21 protein-coding genes are annotated in these 18,065 nt (G+C 49.6%); 1 reads left to right on the plus strand and 20 read right to left on the minus strand.

Going from position 1 to position 18,065, the window contains the following annotated elements; all coding sequences use genetic code 11:
• Positions 1 to 6: 6 nt before the first annotated feature.
• From panD to bshB1, 7 genes are all read right to left on the minus strand, one after another.
• Positions 7 to 390 (minus strand): aspartate 1-decarboxylase, encoded by a 384-nt coding sequence (gene panD / locus IRJ25_RS07475; protein ID WP_015881490.1) that lies wholly within the window; start codon positions 388 to 390, stop codon positions 7 to 9.
• A gap of 5 nt (positions 391 to 395) precedes the next feature.
• Entirely contained in the window at positions 396 to 1,226 is an 831-nt protein-coding gene (gene panC, locus IRJ25_RS07480) for a pantoate--beta-alanine ligase (protein ID WP_269318041.1), read from the minus strand.
• Positions 1,223 to 2,059 carry a 3-methyl-2-oxobutanoate hydroxymethyltransferase gene (gene panB, locus IRJ25_RS07485; RefSeq protein ID WP_269318042.1) on the minus strand — a complete coding sequence of 279 codons (837 nt, stop codon included), beginning with the start codon at positions 2,057 to 2,059 and terminating at the stop codon, positions 1,223 to 1,225. The genes panC and panB overlap by 4 nt, the downstream gene beginning before the upstream one ends.
• Before the next feature lie 225 nt (positions 2,060 to 2,284).
• Positions 2,285 to 3,247, minus strand: a complete 963-nt coding sequence (locus IRJ25_RS07490; protein WP_269318043.1) for a biotin--[acetyl-CoA-carboxylase] ligase — start codon at positions 3,245 to 3,247, stop codon at positions 2,285 to 2,287.
• The gene (locus IRJ25_RS07495; RefSeq protein WP_264092429.1) at positions 3,220 to 4,359 is read right to left on the minus strand and encodes a CCA tRNA nucleotidyltransferase; all 1,140 of its coding nucleotides are present in this window, start codon (positions 4,357 to 4,359) and stop codon (positions 3,220 to 3,222) included. Before IRJ25_RS07495 ends, IRJ25_RS07490 begins: the two co-directional genes overlap by 28 nt.
• Positions 4,356 to 5,477, minus strand: a complete 1,122-nt coding sequence (gene bshA, locus IRJ25_RS07500) for an N-acetyl-alpha-D-glucosaminyl L-malate synthase BshA (RefSeq protein WP_015881485.1) — start codon at positions 5,475 to 5,477, stop codon at positions 4,356 to 4,358. Before bshA ends, IRJ25_RS07495 begins: the two co-directional genes overlap by 4 nt.
• Positions 5,474 to 6,157 carry a bacillithiol biosynthesis deacetylase BshB1 gene (gene bshB1 / locus IRJ25_RS07505; RefSeq protein WP_269318044.1) on the minus strand — a complete coding sequence of 228 codons (684 nt, stop codon included), beginning with the start codon at positions 6,155 to 6,157 and terminating at the stop codon, positions 5,474 to 5,476. Before bshB1 ends, bshA begins: the two co-directional genes overlap by 4 nt.
• Before the next feature lie 112 nt (positions 6,158 to 6,269).
• Between bshB1 and IRJ25_RS07510 the strand changes: the two genes are divergently transcribed.
• Positions 6,270 to 7,145, plus strand: a complete 876-nt coding sequence (locus tag IRJ25_RS07510; protein ID WP_015881483.1) for a YitT family protein — start codon at positions 6,270 to 6,272, stop codon at positions 7,143 to 7,145.
• 42 nt (positions 7,146 to 7,187) lie between these two features.
• Here IRJ25_RS07510 and IRJ25_RS07515 read toward each other — a convergent pair whose 3' ends face one another.
• The 13 genes from IRJ25_RS07515 to IRJ25_RS07575 all read right to left on the minus strand — a co-directional run bounded on the left by IRJ25_RS07515 (position 7,188) and on the right by IRJ25_RS07575 (position 17,987).
• Positions 7,188 to 7,646 (minus strand): GreA/GreB family elongation factor, encoded by a 459-nt coding sequence (locus tag IRJ25_RS07515; protein WP_269318045.1) that lies wholly within the window; start codon positions 7,644 to 7,646, stop codon positions 7,188 to 7,190.
• Positions 7,647 to 7,710: 64 nt separating this feature from the next.
• Complete coding sequence (locus IRJ25_RS07520) at positions 7,711 to 8,394, minus strand: zinc metallopeptidase (protein ID WP_269318046.1); 684 nt, start codon at positions 8,392 to 8,394, stop codon at positions 7,711 to 7,713.
• A 38-nt stretch (positions 8,395 to 8,432) separates the two neighbouring features.
• Entirely contained in the window at positions 8,433 to 9,050 is a 618-nt protein-coding gene (locus IRJ25_RS07525) for a DUF1405 domain-containing protein (protein WP_211781332.1), read from the minus strand.
• Positions 9,051 to 9,146: 96 nt separating this feature from the next.
• On the minus strand, positions 9,147 to 9,941 hold the full coding sequence (locus IRJ25_RS07530) for a menaquinol-cytochrome c reductase cytochrome b/c subunit (RefSeq protein WP_015881479.1): 795 nt from the start codon (positions 9,939 to 9,941) through the stop codon (positions 9,147 to 9,149).
• A gap of 33 nt (positions 9,942 to 9,974) precedes the next feature.
• Positions 9,975 to 10,646, minus strand: a complete 672-nt coding sequence (qcrB, locus tag IRJ25_RS07535; RefSeq protein ID WP_015881478.1) for a menaquinol-cytochrome c reductase cytochrome b subunit — start codon at positions 10,644 to 10,646, stop codon at positions 9,975 to 9,977.
• Positions 10,647 to 10,665: 19 nt separating this feature from the next.
• On the minus strand, positions 10,666 to 11,166 hold the full coding sequence (locus tag IRJ25_RS07540) for a ubiquinol-cytochrome c reductase iron-sulfur subunit (RefSeq protein ID WP_159562133.1): 501 nt from the start codon (positions 11,164 to 11,166) through the stop codon (positions 10,666 to 10,668).
• A 110-nt stretch (positions 11,167 to 11,276) separates the two neighbouring features.
• Complete coding sequence (locus IRJ25_RS07545; protein WP_214691031.1) at positions 11,277 to 11,717, minus strand: DUF2487 family protein; 441 nt, start codon at positions 11,715 to 11,717, stop codon at positions 11,277 to 11,279.
• Between the two features lie 160 nt (positions 11,718 to 11,877).
• Positions 11,878 to 12,411, minus strand: coding sequence for a ReoY family proteolytic degradation factor (locus tag IRJ25_RS07550; protein WP_015881475.1), 534 nt, complete (start codon positions 12,409 to 12,411; stop codon positions 11,878 to 11,880).
• A 23-nt stretch (positions 12,412 to 12,434) separates the two neighbouring features.
• The gene (locus IRJ25_RS07555) at positions 12,435 to 13,709 is read right to left on the minus strand and encodes a tetratricopeptide repeat protein (RefSeq protein WP_264092425.1); all 1,275 of its coding nucleotides are present in this window, start codon (positions 13,707 to 13,709) and stop codon (positions 12,435 to 12,437) included.
• 29 nt (positions 13,710 to 13,738) lie between these two features.
• Positions 13,739 to 14,989, minus strand: coding sequence for a 3-phosphoshikimate 1-carboxyvinyltransferase (gene aroA / locus IRJ25_RS07560; protein ID WP_264092424.1), 1,251 nt, complete (start codon positions 14,987 to 14,989; stop codon positions 13,739 to 13,741).
• Positions 14,986 to 16,041 (minus strand): 3-dehydroquinate synthase, encoded by a 1,056-nt coding sequence (locus tag IRJ25_RS07565; protein WP_264092423.1) that lies wholly within the window; start codon positions 16,039 to 16,041, stop codon positions 14,986 to 14,988. Before IRJ25_RS07565 ends, aroA begins: the two co-directional genes overlap by 4 nt.
• On the minus strand, positions 16,035 to 17,198 hold the full coding sequence (gene aroC / locus IRJ25_RS07570; RefSeq protein ID WP_074037184.1) for a chorismate synthase: 1,164 nt from the start codon (positions 17,196 to 17,198) through the stop codon (positions 16,035 to 16,037). The genes IRJ25_RS07565 and aroC overlap by 7 nt, the downstream gene beginning before the upstream one ends.
• Before the next feature lie 9 nt (positions 17,199 to 17,207).
• Positions 17,208 to 17,987, minus strand: a complete 780-nt coding sequence (locus IRJ25_RS07575) for a CheR family methyltransferase (RefSeq protein WP_159562127.1) — start codon at positions 17,985 to 17,987, stop codon at positions 17,208 to 17,210.
• Positions 17,988 to 18,065: the final 78 nt, after the last annotated feature.

Consider the following 18,065-nt stretch of genomic DNA (forward strand, 5'->3'; position numbering starts at 1 on the left):
AATCCTTTACAAAATTGTATGAGCAATCTCTTCGTAAAGAAGTTGATCGACCTCATTTTGTTCGTTCAACACAGCTACTTTCGGACGATGCGTTTTTGCCTCTTCCGCTGTCATTTGACCGTAAGCCATGATGATGACAACATCACCGACCTGGAAATGACGTGCTGCCGCTCCGTTCAAACAAATCACGCCTGAACCGCGTTCCCCTTTGATGACATACGTTTCGATGCGAGCACCATTATGGTTGTTCGTAATGTGTACATGTTCATTCTCCATGATACCGACCGCATCCATCAAATCCTCATCGATTGTAATTGAACCGACGTAGTGTAAGTTTGCTTCTGTCACTGTTGCTTTATGAAGCTTTGCGTGCATAAATGTACGAATCATTGGATTCATCCCTTCTTCCAAATCACATTATCAATCAATCGGGCCCGTTCAAACTGAATGGCCACCGCTAACAAGAGTTCGGTCGAGTCGCTCGAGACGGCACCGAGCGTCGGGTAATCGACAAGCTCGACGTAATCGATTTGACTGTTCGGAATCTCGTTCAAACGTTCAGTCAGCTGTCGTTTTACTTCATCAACTTGTTGACCTGTATCGAGTGCCTCTCGCGCCATCGTCAATGCGCTGAAAATCCGACTCGCCTCTGCCGTTTCGACATCTGACAAATAGACGTTTCGAGAAGATTTGGCTAGTCCTGTCTCCTCACGAATAATCGGGCAGCGTCGAATCTCGACTGGAACGAAATAATCTCGGACGTATCCTTCGATGAGTGCCACTTGTTGAGCATCCTTCAGACCGAAATAAGCGCGTGTCGGTTGAACAAGGTTAAATAATTTTGAAACGATTGTCAACACACCATCAAAATGACCGGGACGACTCGCCCCACATAATACGTCCGCCCCGTGACGGACGGTCACACGCGCCATGTCAAGTGGATACATCGTCTCCGTCGTCGGATAGAACAAGACATCGACTCCCGCATCACGTGCCAACTTCTCATCCCGTTCAAAGTCGCGGGGGTAACGGTCGAGGTCTTCATTCGGTCCGAACTGTGTCGGATTGACAAAAATACTCATGACAACGACGTCATTTTCCCGTCGCGCGTTTTCAACGAGGCTCATATGTCCTTCATGCAAATATCCCATCGTCGGCACGAAGCCAATCGTTTGATTCGTTGGTAAGGCAATACGTAATTCTTCGACGGTCGATACAATCTTCATCCTTTTCCTCCATACAATGAGTCGAGTAACGACTCATCCATTGTGAACGTATGACGTTCTAACGGGAAGTGACCGTTCTTCGTCTCTTCGACATAAGAACGGATAGCATCCGTCGCCACTTCATTCACGTCTGCATACGCTTGGACAAATTTAGGGAGACGGTCCACCCCATATTTCAATACGTCATGATAGACGAGCACTTGGCCGTCGACATCTGCACCTGCACCGATTCCGATGACAGGAATCGTCAATTCTTCTGCGATCCGTTTTGCCAATTGGTGAGGGACACACTCAAGGACGAGCATCTTCGCGCCAGCACGTTCCGCAGCCAAGCTATCTTGAAGGAGTGTCTCGGCAGCCTCTAGGGACTTCCCTTGTACTTTATATCCTTCTAGGACGCCAACCGATTGAGGGGTCAACCCTAGATGGGCGACACATGGCATGCCGACTTGTGTCAAGCGGTCAATCGTATGAAGCACGTCACCGCCCCCTTCTAGTTTGATGGCATCCGCACGGCCTTCTTGGAATAAACGCGATGCTGCCTGTAACGTCCGATCGAAGTCTCCGTGATATGACGCAAACGGCATATCTACCACAACGAACGTATTTTGTGCTCCGCGGCGTACCGCTTTCGAATGATGGAGCATGTCCTCCATCGTCACCGGAATCGTCGAATCATAACCAAGTACGACCATCCCAAGTGAATCACCTACTAATATCAAATCGACACCGGCCGATTCGGCAAGTTTGGCTGACGGATAATCATATGCCGTCAACATGACGAGCTTTTCTTGCTCGTTCATTTTTTTTAACAATGTAGTCATCGTGTGCATCTGTTTCTCCTCCTTAACGTGGAGACAGGAAAGAATAAACGCCTTCTTACACAGATGGCAAGAAGGCGCACGAAAAACAAATTCATGGTTTTCATGAGTTAGTGTCCTTCTGTCCCTGTCATAATGATCAAGGCAGACAACTGAATGTGACAGTCTGCAAGCGCGGTACACTTCAAGAATTGATAGCGTCCGACACATTAAGTATAGTCGATGGTCTCGCTTTCATCAATCATTCCACACTGCAATCTCAGCAGAATAGACCGGTTCGACCGTTCCATCCACTTCGAGTAGCAGTGCCCCCTCGTCCGAGATGCCTCGCATGACACCTGTTCGCGATGTCCGGGACACACTCAAGGTGATCGACTCATTTAAATAGGCGGCATGTTTCATCCAGTTCAAGCGAACCGGTGCAAATCCTACGTCAAGGAATCGGTCGTATTCGGTCTCGAGTTCTGCCAATAGTTCTGCCAATAACTCACTGCGATGATACCTCGTCCCGGTCTCTAAATAAAGGGAGGTCGCCCGGTGCGCCAACTCAGTCGGAATGTCATCGCCGTTGACATTCATTCCGAACCCTAAAATGACGGCTTGAATGCGGTCCCCTTCCGTTTGCATTTCCGTCAAAATGCCTCCGATTTTCTTGCCATTTAACAGTAAATCGTTAGGCCATTTGATTGTCACGTCAAGGTCCCGCGCATTCAACGCTTTCGCAAACGCACTTGCCGCCATCAAGGTCAGCTTTGATGCGTCGCGAATGGGTAATTCCGGTCTTAAAATCACACTTGCCGCGATATTGACGTGCTTCGGATTGTGCCAGTTACGACCGAGTTGTCCGCGACCGGCCGTCTGTTCCTCGCTCATGACGAGCGTCCCCTCTGGCACGTGTTGTTGCGCCAGCTCATGGGCGATTCGTTGTGTCGTGTCGATTTGGTCAAACGCATGGACGATTTGACCGAACCGTCCCTTCCGATATGACGCAAACGCTGGTTCATCGAATCGGTCACTTTGCTCAAGCAATTGGTATCCTTTTCTTGGGATCGTATGAATCGCATAACCGTCTTGCTTAAGCGTTTCGATATGTTTCCAAATAGCGGTACGTGAAATATTTAATTGACGGGCCAACTCTTGGCCACTCCATACTTCACCATCTTGTAATAGCGTCAGAACACGCCCGCGCGTTGAAGCCATCGTTTCGCCTCCTCTTTCAATACTGTCTCATGGTTCGGTAACTCGTTTAAGATGACGCGTCGTTCGAGGTCGGCTAACAGATGCTTGATCGCTTCCCCTCGTGCACCGAGCGCTAAGGCGTCCCGACCGTCAAATTTCAACTCTTTTCGTGACGTCATCGGGAGCGACTGTTTCAGTTCACGGCTACGGTCTTTCTCCCCGTTCATCCGGAAGTAAGTGGAGAGCGTCTGTTCATCCGTCACATAAATCGTCATCCGGTCAAGTCCCTTCTCACAGAGCAGTGCAAGCGTACGAGCCTCCCGTTTGATCGCGTTCGACCGTTTCCATGGCGATAGCCAGCTGTCATCCTGTGCATGATAGAGAAAGAGTGCCCATCCGCTGACCGCGTTTACAGGTGTCCGAGCGTCCTCTTGGACACGCTGCATCAGTTCGGTCGTCACGTTCGGTAAATAGCGATGAATGCCGAGCTCGACCATTTCACCTAGCGCTTTCTTGTATGCAGGTCCCGTCAACAGTTTCTCAAATTCGATCGCGATACGCTCCATCGCAATTTGTTCGAGCTTATGACCGAGCTCGCTCGCCGCTTCCCGCAACTCGTCATGTAAGGTGAAATCAAGTTGTGACATGAAGCGAAGCGCACGCATGATGCGTAGCGCGTCCTCTCCGAACCGTTCAAACGGACTGCCGACTGTTCGGATGATTCGTTCTTCTAGATCATGTTGACCACCGAATAAATCGACCACTCGTCCATCATGGAACGCCATCGCGTTCATCGTGAAGTCCCTTCGTAATAAATCCTCTTCAAGCGATACCCCGAGTGCGACATGGTCCGGTCGTCTCGAATCCGAATACGATCCTTCCGAACGGAACGTCGTCACTTCGAACGGATGGTGGTCAATAATGACCGTGACAGTCCCATGTTCGATACCGGTCGGAACCGACTTCGGGAACAGCGCCATCACCTCTTCCGGGAAGAGGGACGTCGCCAAATCGATATCATCGGGCAGACTCCCGAGCACATAATCCCGAACAGCACCACCGACGATATACGCCTCGCCACCATGCTGTTCGATCGTGTCGATGATTTGTTTTGCGTATTCCCATTCCGTCATGATGTCACCACCTGTTCATACAAGCGTTCATATTCGGTCACGATGTCTTGTGAGGCGAAACGCCGGGATTTCACCAATCCATTTTGTCGGAAACGTTCTCGTAGCGAACGATCGGTCAAGAGCCGCTCCATCGCAGAGGCGGCCTGGCTCGCATCCCCTTTTGGAACGACGAAACCATCCTCACCGTCCGTGATCACTTCCGGCAGCCCACCCGCATCGCTCACGACAGAGGGCACACCCGTCGCCATCGCCTCGAGCGCCACGAGACCGAACGCCTCCTTGTCTGATAACAGGACGTGAACGTCACTGATTGCCAGAAGTGCGGCGACTTGTTCTTGTTTACCGGCAAAAATGACCTGCTCTTCAAGCCCCATTTCCGTCACGAGTCGACGCATCGCACCCATGAGCGGACCGTCTCCGACGAGCAATAGTTTCTTATTCGGCACATCCATCTGATCGAACGCCTCAAGGACGAGGTCGACGCGTTTGACAGGACGGAAGTTTGAAATGTGGATGGCGACCCGGTCCTCATCCGACAAGCCGTACCGTTCCCGGAGTGTCGGGTCGAGTTGAGGCGTATACACCGATTCATCGATGAAGTTATGGATGACTTGGATCGGCAAATCACTGGCAATCCGCTCTTCTGTCTCCCGTTTCAAACTATGAGAGACCGCCGTGATCGCGTTCGATTGACGCAGCCCGTATAGAATGGCCGGTTTCAGTTCCTCGTCCTCACCGAGTACGGTGATATCGGTACCATGTAACGTCGACACGATCGGGGTCTTCACACCCGCCATCTCACGACCAAGCGCAGCACAAACGGCATGCGGTACGGCATAGTGTGCATGGATGACATCGAGACCGAACGATTGGATGACACTCGCAATCTTCGCTGACAATGTCATATCATACGGCGGATAACGAAAGACCGAATATTGATTGATTTCGACTTGATGAAACGTAATATTTGGGTGATAGGCGTTCAAACGAAACGGCATGCTGCTCGTGATAAAATGCACATCATGCCCACGGTCCGCAAGCTTCATCCCGAGCTCTGTCGCTAAAATCCCAGAGCCTCCGACAGATGGATAACAAAGAATCCCAATCCGATACGTCATGCGAGTTCACCTGCCTGTTTTACGACATATGGTCGAACACGCTTCAACCCTTCCGCATAGGCGACTCCAATCAAGCTCCCAAAATGGCGTTCACGGGCGATGACCCGTTCCACGTACGCATCGGTAAGCGGTGTCTTCACTCCATCGACCGGAGTGAACTGACTCGCGTAGCATTGAAGCGCCCGTGTCTTCACTTCGATCGTGTCACTAATATCCACGCACACATCCGGTTCGACGTGAGCATTGATCATATATTGGTACACACTTTCAGGACGATATTCCTCGAGTTCGGGTAAGTACTTTCGGATCCCGGCATTAAACAGCGCCTCTGTCACGAGATGGGCGCAGGCTGCATGGTCAGGATGACGGTCGACCTCATATGGATAGAGCAAGTGGGTTGGGCGCTCACGGCGAATCAAGGAAACGATTGCCTCGAGCTGCTCTTCTCCCCCGTCAATCCCCCGGTCTTTAAATCCTAGATTGATTCGACGGACACCAAGCACGTCATCAGCCGCACTTGCCTCCTGTCGTCTCGTTTCTACATCACCATTTGAAGAAAGTTCCGCTCTCGTCAAATCGACGTACACGACCTCAGTCTTCTCTTTCGTCCATTGGACGGTCATGCCGGCGATCCCGATTTCGATATCGTCCGGATGTGCCCCGATGGCTACTACTTTCATCTACATCACCTCTTCTTTGAAAAGTATAGCCGACTCGTTTCTGAATGTCATATGTTCAGGGTAGTCAATCGAACTGTTTTTCGAGTACTCTATCTAAGGGGAGGTGAACCTGATGACGGTACAATTACCGATTCGTGTTCGAAATATTATTTTTATCTTAATAGGTTCTTTTATTTTTGCATTCGGCGTTTATCACTTCAACGTCCAAAACAATTTGGCCGAGGGTGGGTTCACCGGGATCACACTGATTCTCCGCGGACTATTTGATATCTCACCTTCTGTCACGAACTTGGCACTAAACATCCCGCTCTTTTTCATGAGTTACAAGTTGTTAGGTCGAACGACTTTCGTTTATACACTAATCGGGACGTTCTCCTTTTCACTTTGGTACGCACTCATCGCCAAGTATTCGACGCTCGTCATCGACTTGACGGATGACATGGTGCTCGCCAGTTTGTTCGCCGGTCTCTTCATCGGAGTCGGTCTTGGCATCATCTTTAACAATGGCGGGACGACGGGCGGCGTCGATATCATCGCGCGACTCGTACAACGCTATATCGGCTGGTCGATTGGGAAGACGTTTCTTATCTTTGACTTCTTTGTCATCGTCCTCAGTTTGACATACCTCGACATTCGTGAGGCGATGTACACACTCCTCGCCGTCTATATCGGGGCACGCGTCATCGACTCGATGCAAGAAGGAACGTATGCCGGTAAAGCGGCGATGATCATCAGTGACCACCGCACTGCTATCGCCGACGGTATTCATGCGACGATGAACCGCGGCACGACCCGACTGCTCGCGAAAGGCGGTTATTCGAACCGAGAACTCGAGGTCTTATATGTCGTCGTCGGCCGTAACGAAGTGAACCGTTTGAAGACAATCGTCAAACAGATCGACCCGCATGCGTTCGTCACGTTCCATCACGTGTATGAAGTCGGTGGCGAAGGGTTTACGTTCGATGAAAATCGGATGCCTTTGAAATAAGCAAAAAAATCGCCTCGTTCATAGGGATGAACGGGCGTTTTTTTATGGTTCAATGTGGAGTACCTCGACTTGAATCGTACCTCCTGGCGTTTCCACTTGAATCATTTGCCCCATTGTCGCCCCCATCAAACGACGACCGAGTGGCGATGTCACGGAGATGCTTCCTCGGTCTAGATCTGCTTCTGCCTCACTCACGATTCGATAGCGCTCGGTCTCTTCTTGTTGCACTTCCCGAATCACGACCTGATTTCCGAACGTTACGACTTCAGACTGAACGGATTCGACGATGGTCGCGTCGTCAAGGAGGCGATTCAGTTCTAATATATCCGCCTCGATCCGCTCATATTGACGTACCGCTTCAGTGTAGGTGACGTCTTCGCGGAAATCACAAAACTTTCGAGCTGTCCGCAACCGTTCACGCGCATCCGTCCGCTCTCTTCTTAGCATCGCAAGTCGATTTGTCAATTGGTGATGACCCGTCTCGGTCAGCTTCGGTTTCATTGACAACATTTCCTTTCAACAAAAAATAAAAAAATCCCGCCTACCGACGGGATTCCATTCAATCCTATTCCTCACGTGGCATAAAGACGATGAGTGCCAAACGAATGAGTTCGGCAACCGCAACGAGCGTTGCAGCGACGTAAGTCCAAGCCGCGGCATTCAACACTTTACGTGCACCAGTCTCTTCTGTCGCCGTCACGATTCCGTGAGACGTCAATTGCGCCATCGCTCGTTTCGATGCATCGAACTCGACCGGTAACGTGATCAACTGGAACACGACCGCCCCGAGCATCATGATGACACCGAGTTGAGCCAACCCGAGTGCCCCGAATAAGAAACCACCGAGCAACAATGGGAAAGACAAGTTCGACGTGATGTTGACGACCGGAACAAGACTATGGCGGACGCGCATCATCTTATAGTCTGTCGCATCTTGAATGACGTGACCGATCTCGTGCGCAGCGATCGCGGCAGACGAGATTGTCGACCCTTGATACACTTCGCGAGACAAACGAACGACTTTATTGACCGGGTCATAGTGGTCGCTCATGAGTCCATCGACCATTTCGATTCTCACGTTGTGCACACCGTTTTGTTTCATGATGAAATCAGCGACCTGTGCACCTGTGACACCGCTTTGGAGCGGTTGTTTCAAAAAATGCTTATACGTACTTTTCACTCGCATCTGGGCCCATAGGGGGATGAGCATGATCAGTGCAAGATAGAAAATATAGCCACCTAATGACATTTTCTATTTCACCTCTGCATGTATTTGATAATTTGATTTTACATTCTTATGACCTTATTTTCAAGCGATGGGCGTAGTACGAACGCATATCCCATAAAAAAACATAATCCGGTCAACCAGAAAGAGCCGTAGCCGATCCACATGATATGTTCCGCGAGTGACGGATAGCGCGGCCATTGACCGAGCACATAATCGACGACGTCATTATGAATTACCCAAATCAATGAACAGACAAACGAAGTAATGGTCCATTTCATGAATGGTGCGTAGATGAGTGCTTGAAGCGCCATCGCACCATGAGAGACCATCAACATGACAGCCATCAAGATGGTCAAGGTCGGCGCATCCGGTGGTAACGTGCCCAAATACATGATGTTCATAATCACGGCCCAGACCCCGTATTTAATCAACGTGATGAAGGCCAGCGTCTCGAACAACGGGGAGCGCTTGTTAGCTAACCAAAGTCCGAGGACAATCGTAAAGAAGAATGATGCTGTCGGACTATCCGGTACGAACAGCCAATAGATGTACGGTGTGTCACGTAATTGAGGCTCGTACCAGATATACCCGTAAATCGTCCCTCCCAAGTTGATGATCAATAGAATAGTCAATACAATCCGATGCATCAAGAACGGTTTTAAAAACATAGGGTTCATTGTCTCAATCCTTTTTCTTCAGTTTTCTTCAGTTTATCGTATGCGTCGTGCAGAAGTAAAAAAGTGTAGCCCGATATTCAGGCTACACTTGATGACTTACTTGTTATTTTCGCCGCCTTCACCGTATGAAGCGATGAACTCAGACATGGCTTGGAGATCTTCATCTGAACCATCCCACTGACCAGCTGGCATCGTACCGACACCGTTGACCGCGATTTCCGCGATTTCTTCAGCCGTATACTGTGTGCCGACGAGTGCTGGAGCCGCTGCTCCACCTTCTAGGTTTTGACCGTGACAGTTGACGCAAGATTGAGCTGAATAAATCTCATATCCTGGAGCCGCTGTATCGATTTCAGGACCTTCACCCGGAATTTGAAGCTCACCTTGTGCATGAACTTGATCCCAGTGTGTCGTTTGAACAGATTCCCAAGTCAAGTAGAAGACCGAGAGAATTCCAAGTAACATGAAACTGATCGCGACTGGACGTTTCGCCGGTCGACGCTCGAGACCTTGGTCAAGCCATGGTGCAACGAGAAGTGCCGTGAACGCCAAGCCTGGAATAATGACTGTACCAAGTAAGATCCAGTCCCCAGCAGCGAATTGATATTTGAGTAATTGATACAAGAACAAGAAATACCAGTCCGGCAACGGAATGTATGACGTGTTCGTTGGATCGGCGATATTTTGAAGCGGTGGTGCTTCGACAATTGTCAAAGCAATGAATCCGATCAAGAAGACCGATCCTACCATCCACTCTTTAAGCAAGAAGTTCGGCCAGAACGCCTCTGTGCGTCCTGGGTATTCTGAATAGTCTTTTGCAATGTTTTGTTTCCGATTCGAGATTCCTACTCGAGAGTCGGTTACAAATTTCATCCCTTTACCGCGATGCATATCGTTTCTCCTCCTTTTTCTCCTCGAATCGGCTTATAGCGGTCCAGAAACCCCTTGTTTACGAATCATCAAGAAGTGGGCTCCCAACAGTCCGAACAATGCCGCCGGTAAGAAGAAGACGTGAATTGCGAAGAATCGTGCGAGTGTGCTCGCCCCGACAATCTCACCACCAGCGAGAAGTGTCTTCGCAATACCACCGATAACCGGTACACTTTCAGCGATTTGAAGCGTAACTTTCGTTGCGAACAATGCCTTCATGTCCCATGGAAGCAAGTATCCCGTGAGTCCGAGCGCCAAGACGACGAAGAACAAGAGAACACCAACGACCCAGTTGAGCTCACGTGGCTTCTTATACGATCCCGTGAAGAACACGCGGAGCGTATGTAAGAATAACATGACGATCGCTACAGATGCGCCCCAGTGGTGCATCCCACGAACGATTTGTCCGTGTGCGATCTCATTTTGCAAATAATACACCGACGCGTGCGCGTTGATGATATCTGGTACGTAATACATCGTCAAGAACATCCCTGAAAGGATCTGGATGACGATTGTAAAGAACGTCAAACCGCCAAAACAATAGACAAATGCAGAGAAGTGATGAGCAGGGTTGACGTGTTCCGGTACTTCATGGTCTGCGATATCGCGCCAGAGCGGTGTGATGTCTACGCGTTCATCGACCCAGTCATAAATTTTTTGTAACATCGGCTAGTTCCCCCTCTCATTACTGAGCGACTGGACTACCTAAATATAGGAAGCCGTCTTTTTCTTCTTTTTCATAACGTGCAAGTGGTGCTGTCGGCGGTGTACCTGGAATGTTCGTTCCATCTTTTTCGTAACGTCCCAAGTGACACGGACAGAAGAATTCTTGTGGACGAGTCGGATCACCAGCGAATGCTACCTGACAGCCAAGGTGTGTACAAATCGGAGAAAGTGCGATGATCTCGCCACTATCTGTTTTGTAAACCCATGCTGAAAGCGTTTCTTCAAATTCATACCAAGCATCTTGTGTTTGTTTCTTAAAGTCGACACGTTGCGGCTCAGTCGTGATGTCATCAAGACTCATTACTTTTACTTTGTCGCCTGCACCAGTTTTTTTCAAAACCGGATCGATCGCAAAGTTGACCATCGGACTGATCAATGTTGCCGCCATAAAGCCACCTACTCCAGTCAGTGTGTACGTTAAGAACTGACGGCGCGTGACTTTTGACCCATTTTGAGCCATTTCGTTCCCCCCTCATTCGTGTGCATAACCCCATAATTCTTTATGCATTCTTCACAAAAATTTCTCACTCAACAAAATAGTATATCAATAAAACCTCTACGTCAACCGCTTCATGTCGCCATCCAACGGCTCGAAAGTTCCGTGATGACTTGTGTCGCAAAATTCTGGACCATCGTGTGCGCTTGATCGCTTGACATCGATCCAAGCGCGAGCGGCGGTACGAACAAAATCGGCAAATCAAATGCTTTGAAACGGACGTCTGACGCGATAAACAATACGTGAGAAAATCCGGATGAATTTGCTTTCGCCACCACATCCTGCGCCAACTTCACACCAGCTTCCACATCGGTGTAACTGATGGTCGGGCTGAGCATCGTTCGACCAGATAATTGACGTTCTGTCTCGGCCGTGACGGCATGAATCACTTCATAGCTTTCGGCTTTGCGAACCATATCCTCACCAAACGCCAATTCTGCGAGCGGAACGATGAGCGTATCGACGTATTGTCGTTCGGCAATCGAGCGGAGTGCCCCTTGACTATCGAACCTCATCTTTTCCCTCCTCTCCTTCATATCTCATCATGTCTATTGTAGCGTACATGACTTCGCTCACCTTTCAAAGTTATGAACGAACTGTGAAATAATTGTGTATTCCTACGTAATTAATATACCAAAAAACAAGCGCCTACCGGAACGGAAGCGCTTGTTTTTTTCAAAATAATTTAGATGCTCGCACTTGATGAAGTTGAGTCGTCAGATTGCGGAATAAATTCTCGTCTCGTCGGTCGAGCGCTTTATCGATTTCAATCAGCAATCGTTCTTCTTCAAATTGAGCAACCGATGCTTGAATGACCGTTTGAGCAGAGGAAGAGACTTCGTCTCTCACTTCTGCCACTGGTTCAAACGGATTCTGTTCGACGATGTCGACCCAGTTCTCATCAATCATCATACCTTGAAAATTTAACTCTACATAGATTGGCCCATCGTGTAGACGGATGTCATGATAAGCCTTCTCAGGATTCATGGTCACAAGGTCTCCCCGTCGGTATCGAAACGGTTCACCGTCAAACCCGTACGCTGTCATCACGAGACTTCGTGGTGAGACCGAAGCGTTTGTCACGAAATGAACGTTGCCAAGCTTTTCAGGATGTCTTAACCAATAGTCAAGAATCCACTTTGCTTCACGTTTCCGAAGCGTATGATGAGCGACGAATCGCTTCAAAAAATTACGTTTCCGCTCGACCATCTGACCTCATTCCCTTCCCTTATTCATTCTACGTCATCAGACAATTGTTCGAGCTGTTCTTCGAGCGCTTGGCGATCATCGAGGTCGACCACCAATGCAAGCGATTGCTCGACCACACGTCGCGCGTCTTGTCTACGACCTTCCTCTATCAACAGTGTAGCCCATTCCGTCACAAATGACACGTCCTCTTTCATCATCGGCTCAATTGAGGCATACAGACTGACCGCTTCGTCGTACGCTTCGAGCTCATATTTCGCCTTCGCCTTGTACCATGTCATGAGCGGCGACGTCGTATGATCTTCGAGTGCATCGATGGTTTCGAGAACATCATCGAATTCTCCTGCTTCAAATAAAATCGACAAGAGCAATTCGGTCGCTTGTAACGACTCTGGATTTAACACGAGCGCCTCACGTAGTTCTTTAATGGCACCGTCCCGATTTCCGAGTTTGAGAAGCAGCCTTGCTTTAACGTGCCGCAGTTCATCATTATAATCGTCGCGCGTGATGCCTTGATCGACGATCTCAATGGCCTCTTCCGTTTGCCCGATTGCATCGAGTGCCTCGGTATAAGGCAAGTAGAGCGACGTGAAGTCTGGGTCCATCGCCTGAAGCTCTTTGAACTGCTTGATCGCAACTTCCTCACGTCCGATCCGATGAGCCGTCATCGCATGACCGAAGACGGTGTTCAAATCGCGATGTGTGGCCCGCTCGTATTCCTCGAGCGCCTCTTCAAACGACCCGACCATCGTGAGGGCCTCCGCGTAATCCGCTTGATAGTCGATTTCAGCCGGCAACTTCATCTTCGGAAGACGCGCATAAAGTGGAATGGCTTGTTCAAATGAACCGGTCGAGGCATACAATTCAGCCAATCCATAGATGAGTAAAGGTTCATCCGGATTCTTCTCGAGCGCCTCCATCAGTTTCTTCACTGCCACTTCATCCAATCCTTGCGATTGATACAGGTCAGCGAGGAGGACGAGGCTCCTCACTTGCGTATCTGCGTCATCCGATTTGATTTTTTCAAGCACGGCAATCGCTTCCTCTTCACGGTCACTATCTAAATACGCTTCCGCCAGCGATAAGGCGACATTCGGGTCTCCCTCATAGTCGACGTATAGCTTTGAGAGAACAGCTGTCGCCCGGTCGGCAAGACCTAACTCTAAATAGAGGTCGGCGATGGCTAAACGGTCATCATCCGACCCTTCCTTCTCAAGTTCTTCTAGATGCATGAGTGCATGTTCCGTCTCACCTGACTCAAGCATCTCGATTATATGTGTTAAAGCTGATTCATCTAGCATGGTTCGTCCTCCTGGGCTTCGGTTTGTCGTTATTCTATCTTACGTTGAACCCGTTGTAAATCTTCACGGAATCGAGGATAACTGACATCGGATGCCTCGATCCCCTCGATGTGAACGGCTTCATCGGTCATGAGTGACGCAATCTGTAACATCATGGACAAGCGATGGTCTCCGTAAGTCGAGACATCTCCTCCATGAAGGCGACTCGGATTGACGATGAATCCGTCCTCAGTGCCGACGATGTCCACACCTAACTTCCGTAGTTCCGAGACGACCACGTCAATCCGGTCAGTTTCTTTCACGCGCAGTTCCGCTGCGTCTTTCACGATGGACGGTGAATTCGCTTGAGATGCGACGAGTGCGAACAGTGGTAATTCATCAATCTGTGAAGGAATGAAATCCTTTTCGACGACTGTGCCGGTTAGCTCACTCGTCGTGACCGTGACGTCTCCGACTCGTTCTTCACCGACCAATCGTTCGTTCGAAATGACGACATTCGCACCCATCCGTTCGAGCGTACGTAAAAATCCAATCCGCGTCTCATTCAAACAGACGTCCGTCGTCGTAACCGAACTATTTGCCACCATGGCCGCCCCTGCCCAGAAAAATGCAGCCGATGACGGGTCTGCCGGTACGTCGACCGTACATCCGGTCAATGTCGAGGGTTCGACACGGATGACGCGTAACCCTTCTTCGTTTACAATCGACAGCTTCGCACCGAATAGGGGCAACATGCGCTCGGTATGGTCTCGTGACAACATCGGTTCTCGAACAACCGTCGTACCCGAGGCACGTAAGCCGGCGAGTAGGACGGCCGACTTCACTTGGGCGCTCGCGACCGGTAACGTATAGTCAATCGATCGAAGCCCCGTCCCTTCGATGACGAGAGGCGCCATATCCCCGGTCACATGTGCACCCATGTTTCGTAAAGGCTCGGTAACGCGGCGCATCGGACGTCTAGATAACGATTCATCGCCTACGAGCTCAAACGACCCGTTATAGCCGGACAAGAGTCCGATCAGTAGACGCATCGTCGTACCTGAATTCCCACAGTCAAGCCGTGCCGAGCGCGGAGACTCGATGCCTTTAATGACTAGTTCGTCTTGCTGTTCTGTCACATCGGCTCCAAGTGATCGAATCGCCTCGATTGTCGAACGACAATCGGCACCGAGGAGCGGATTCCGCACGTGCGTCGTCCCGTTCGCCATCATCCCGAATAATAATGCCCGATGTGTGATGGATTTATCACTCGGTACACGGATAGAACCGTTTAAACTCATCGTTCCCACCATCCTTTCATCTGTTCAAACGTCTGTTGAAGATGTTCGAGCTGTACCGACTCAACGGTGATCGTTTCACGAAGTAACACAAAACGAATTGCACCGTGACGGTTCTTTTTATCCCGAATCATTTTTTCCACGTAGCGGTCGAATGGTTGCCAATCGATCGGCGTGACGTCATTTGAACGCATCCAATCGAACAACTGCATCGCTCGAACTTCATCTCCAGACACGAGAAAAGCGAACACCATCCCATGTAAAACCGCTTCCCCATGTGGGATACGATAGGCTTCCACCGATTCAAGGGCATGACCGAACGTATGCCCGAAGTTAAGCCAAGCACGAATGCCTTGTTCTCGCTCGTCCGTCTCGACAATGGTTTGTTTCACTCGAATCCCACGGGCAAGCCACGACACCCAATCCAACGGTTCGTTCTCGTTCAAGTCTAAAAACAAGTCGTCCTCGAAAGAAGATTCGAGGACGTAACGTGATAAGTACGCATGTTTCAATAACTCACCGAGACCGCTTCGCACTTCCTGGACGGGCAAGGTATTCAGTCGACTGACGTTGTAATAGACGCCTGACGGTTGATAGAATGAACCGATTGCATTTTTCGCAAAGGGGTGATTGACTGCCACTTTGCCTCCGACAGCCGAATCGTGAGCCAAAATCGTCGTTGGCACTTGTATGTATGGAACGCCTCGCATGTAGACACTTGCTAGAAAACCAGCCAAGTCGCCGATCATTCCACCGCCAAAGGCGACAATCAGTGTTTGGCGGTCACATCCGTGGCGCAACCCTTCTGCGACAAGCTGCTCGAGCTGAGATAGCGATTTCGACGCATCACCTGCTTCGACGACGGACGAAACGACGTGGGAATGGGTCAGATTCAACGTAGAACGGAACGACTCTCCGTAAAGAGACTCGACATGTTTATCCGTAACGACCCATAGCATCGAATAACTGGACCAATCAACTGAATCGATCCAACGATCCTGATTGTCCAAGACGACTTCGTATGGGGTCGATGCTGAGATTGAAATCGTTACCATACTCGCAACTCCTCCCGATACTCATCGACCCGATGTTTGATTCGTTCCATCGTGTCGTGCCCGAACGTCTCACAAACTTCCTTCGCGACTTCAAATGCGATGACTGCCTCAACGACGAGGGAAGCGGCAGGCACAGCGCACGAGTCACTCCGCTCGATTTGAGCTAAAAACGCCTCTTTCGTATCGATATCGACCGATTGTAAGGGTTTATAGAGCGTAGGAATGGGTTTCATGACAGCTGAACAAAGGATTGGCATCCCCGTAGTCATGCCCCCCTCAAATCCACCGAGATGGTTACTGAGTCGCGTATACCCATCATCCCCGTATGCGATCGGGTCCATCACTTCAGAACCCGGACGATACGCCATTTCAAACCCTTCACCGAATTCAACACCTTTAAATGCGTTGACACTCATGACCGCTTGTGCGATTTTCGCATCCAGTTTACGGTCGTACTGCACATACGAGCCAAGTCCCGGTACAACACCATGTACTTCTGTACACACGATTCCACCAATCGAGTCTCCATTTGCCTTGGCCTCATCGATTCGACGCATCATCCGCAACGCGGCCTCTTCATCTAACGTACGTACCGGTGAGGCATCAACGACCGCTTGTGCTTCTTGAAGCGAATCAAATGTGCACGACTCCGCTCGTTCCCCACCAATCACTTTGACATAACTAAAGAGGGATACCCCGATTTGTTGAAGGAGTTGCTTACAGAAAGCCCCGACCGCTACACGAGCCGCTGTTTCTCGTGCGCTTGAGCGCTCCAATACGTCACGTAAGTCTCGATGGTCGTATTTCATCCCACCGACCAGGTCAGCATGTCCAGGTCTCGGTCGAGAGACGCGGCGTTTCACTTCGATATCGCTCTCAATCGGTTCAGCCTGCATGACGTGTTTCCAATGCGTATGGTCTTTATTCTCAATCCAAAATGTGATGGGTGCACCTGTGGTCACGCCATGCCGTATGCCCGAGCGAACTTCTACCTGGTCGGACTCGATTTGCATGCGGCGCCCTCTACCGTAACCCGATTGACGTTTTTTTAACTCTGCATTGATTTGAGAAATATCTATAGAGAGTCCGGCCGGGGCCCCTTCAATGATGACCGTCAGACCGGGACCATGTGATTCACCAGCTGTCAAATAACGCATCCGTTCACCTCATCCATCCATTTTTTCATAAAAGAAACTTTGCTTCATTGCATAGCCGTAACGTTTCGGTTGGAAAATTTGTTCCGTCCCACCGACAAATAGCATCCCACCTGGACGTAACGCCCGTTGGAACGACGTATATACCTTCTCTTTCGCCTCTTCAGTGAAGTAAATCAAGACATTTCGACAGACGATCAAATCAAAATTGCGTTCGTACACATCCGCTAACAAGTTATGCTTTTTAAACGTCACCAGCTGCTTGATTTCATCTGAAATATAATAGTCGTCGCCACGACGGGTAAAGTAGCGTTTCTGAAACTCCTCAGGCAAATCGATGAGCGCCCGTTCATGGTACTTTCCTTGCTTCGCTTTTTCGATGACGACATCATCTAAGTCCGTAGCCATAATTGAAAATTGAGATGGGGCAAGATGTTTCGACAACAACATGGCAAGTGAGTATGGCTCTTCTCCGGTTGAACAGGCAGCACTCCATACGCGAAGCTTCCCTTGACTCGAGCGAATCAGATGCGGGAGGATATCCTCTTCAAGCTGTTGCCAACGAATCGGGTTGCGATAAAATTCACTCACATTGATTGTCATCCGGTCGAGAAACTCTTCATAAAGTTGACGATCTGTATCCATCGCCTTCAAATACTCTAAAAACGATGCATACCCCTTCTTTTCGCGTAGTGCGACCATACGGCGCTTCATCTGCGCCTCTTTATATAAGTTCAAGTCAATACCCGACTTGATATAAAACTTTTTTACAAAGATGGCATAATCATTCATCACCAATTTCAACCTCAATTCTTTCTCATTTCCGCATTCTTGTGACCTCAGGCGATTCAAAGGGAATCAAAAAGGGAC

The sequence above is a fragment of the Exiguobacterium sp. KJ 601 genome, assembly GCF_027161185.1.
Classification (GTDB): domain Bacteria; phylum Bacillota; class Bacilli; order Exiguobacteriales; family Exiguobacteriaceae; genus Exiguobacterium; species Exiguobacterium profundum.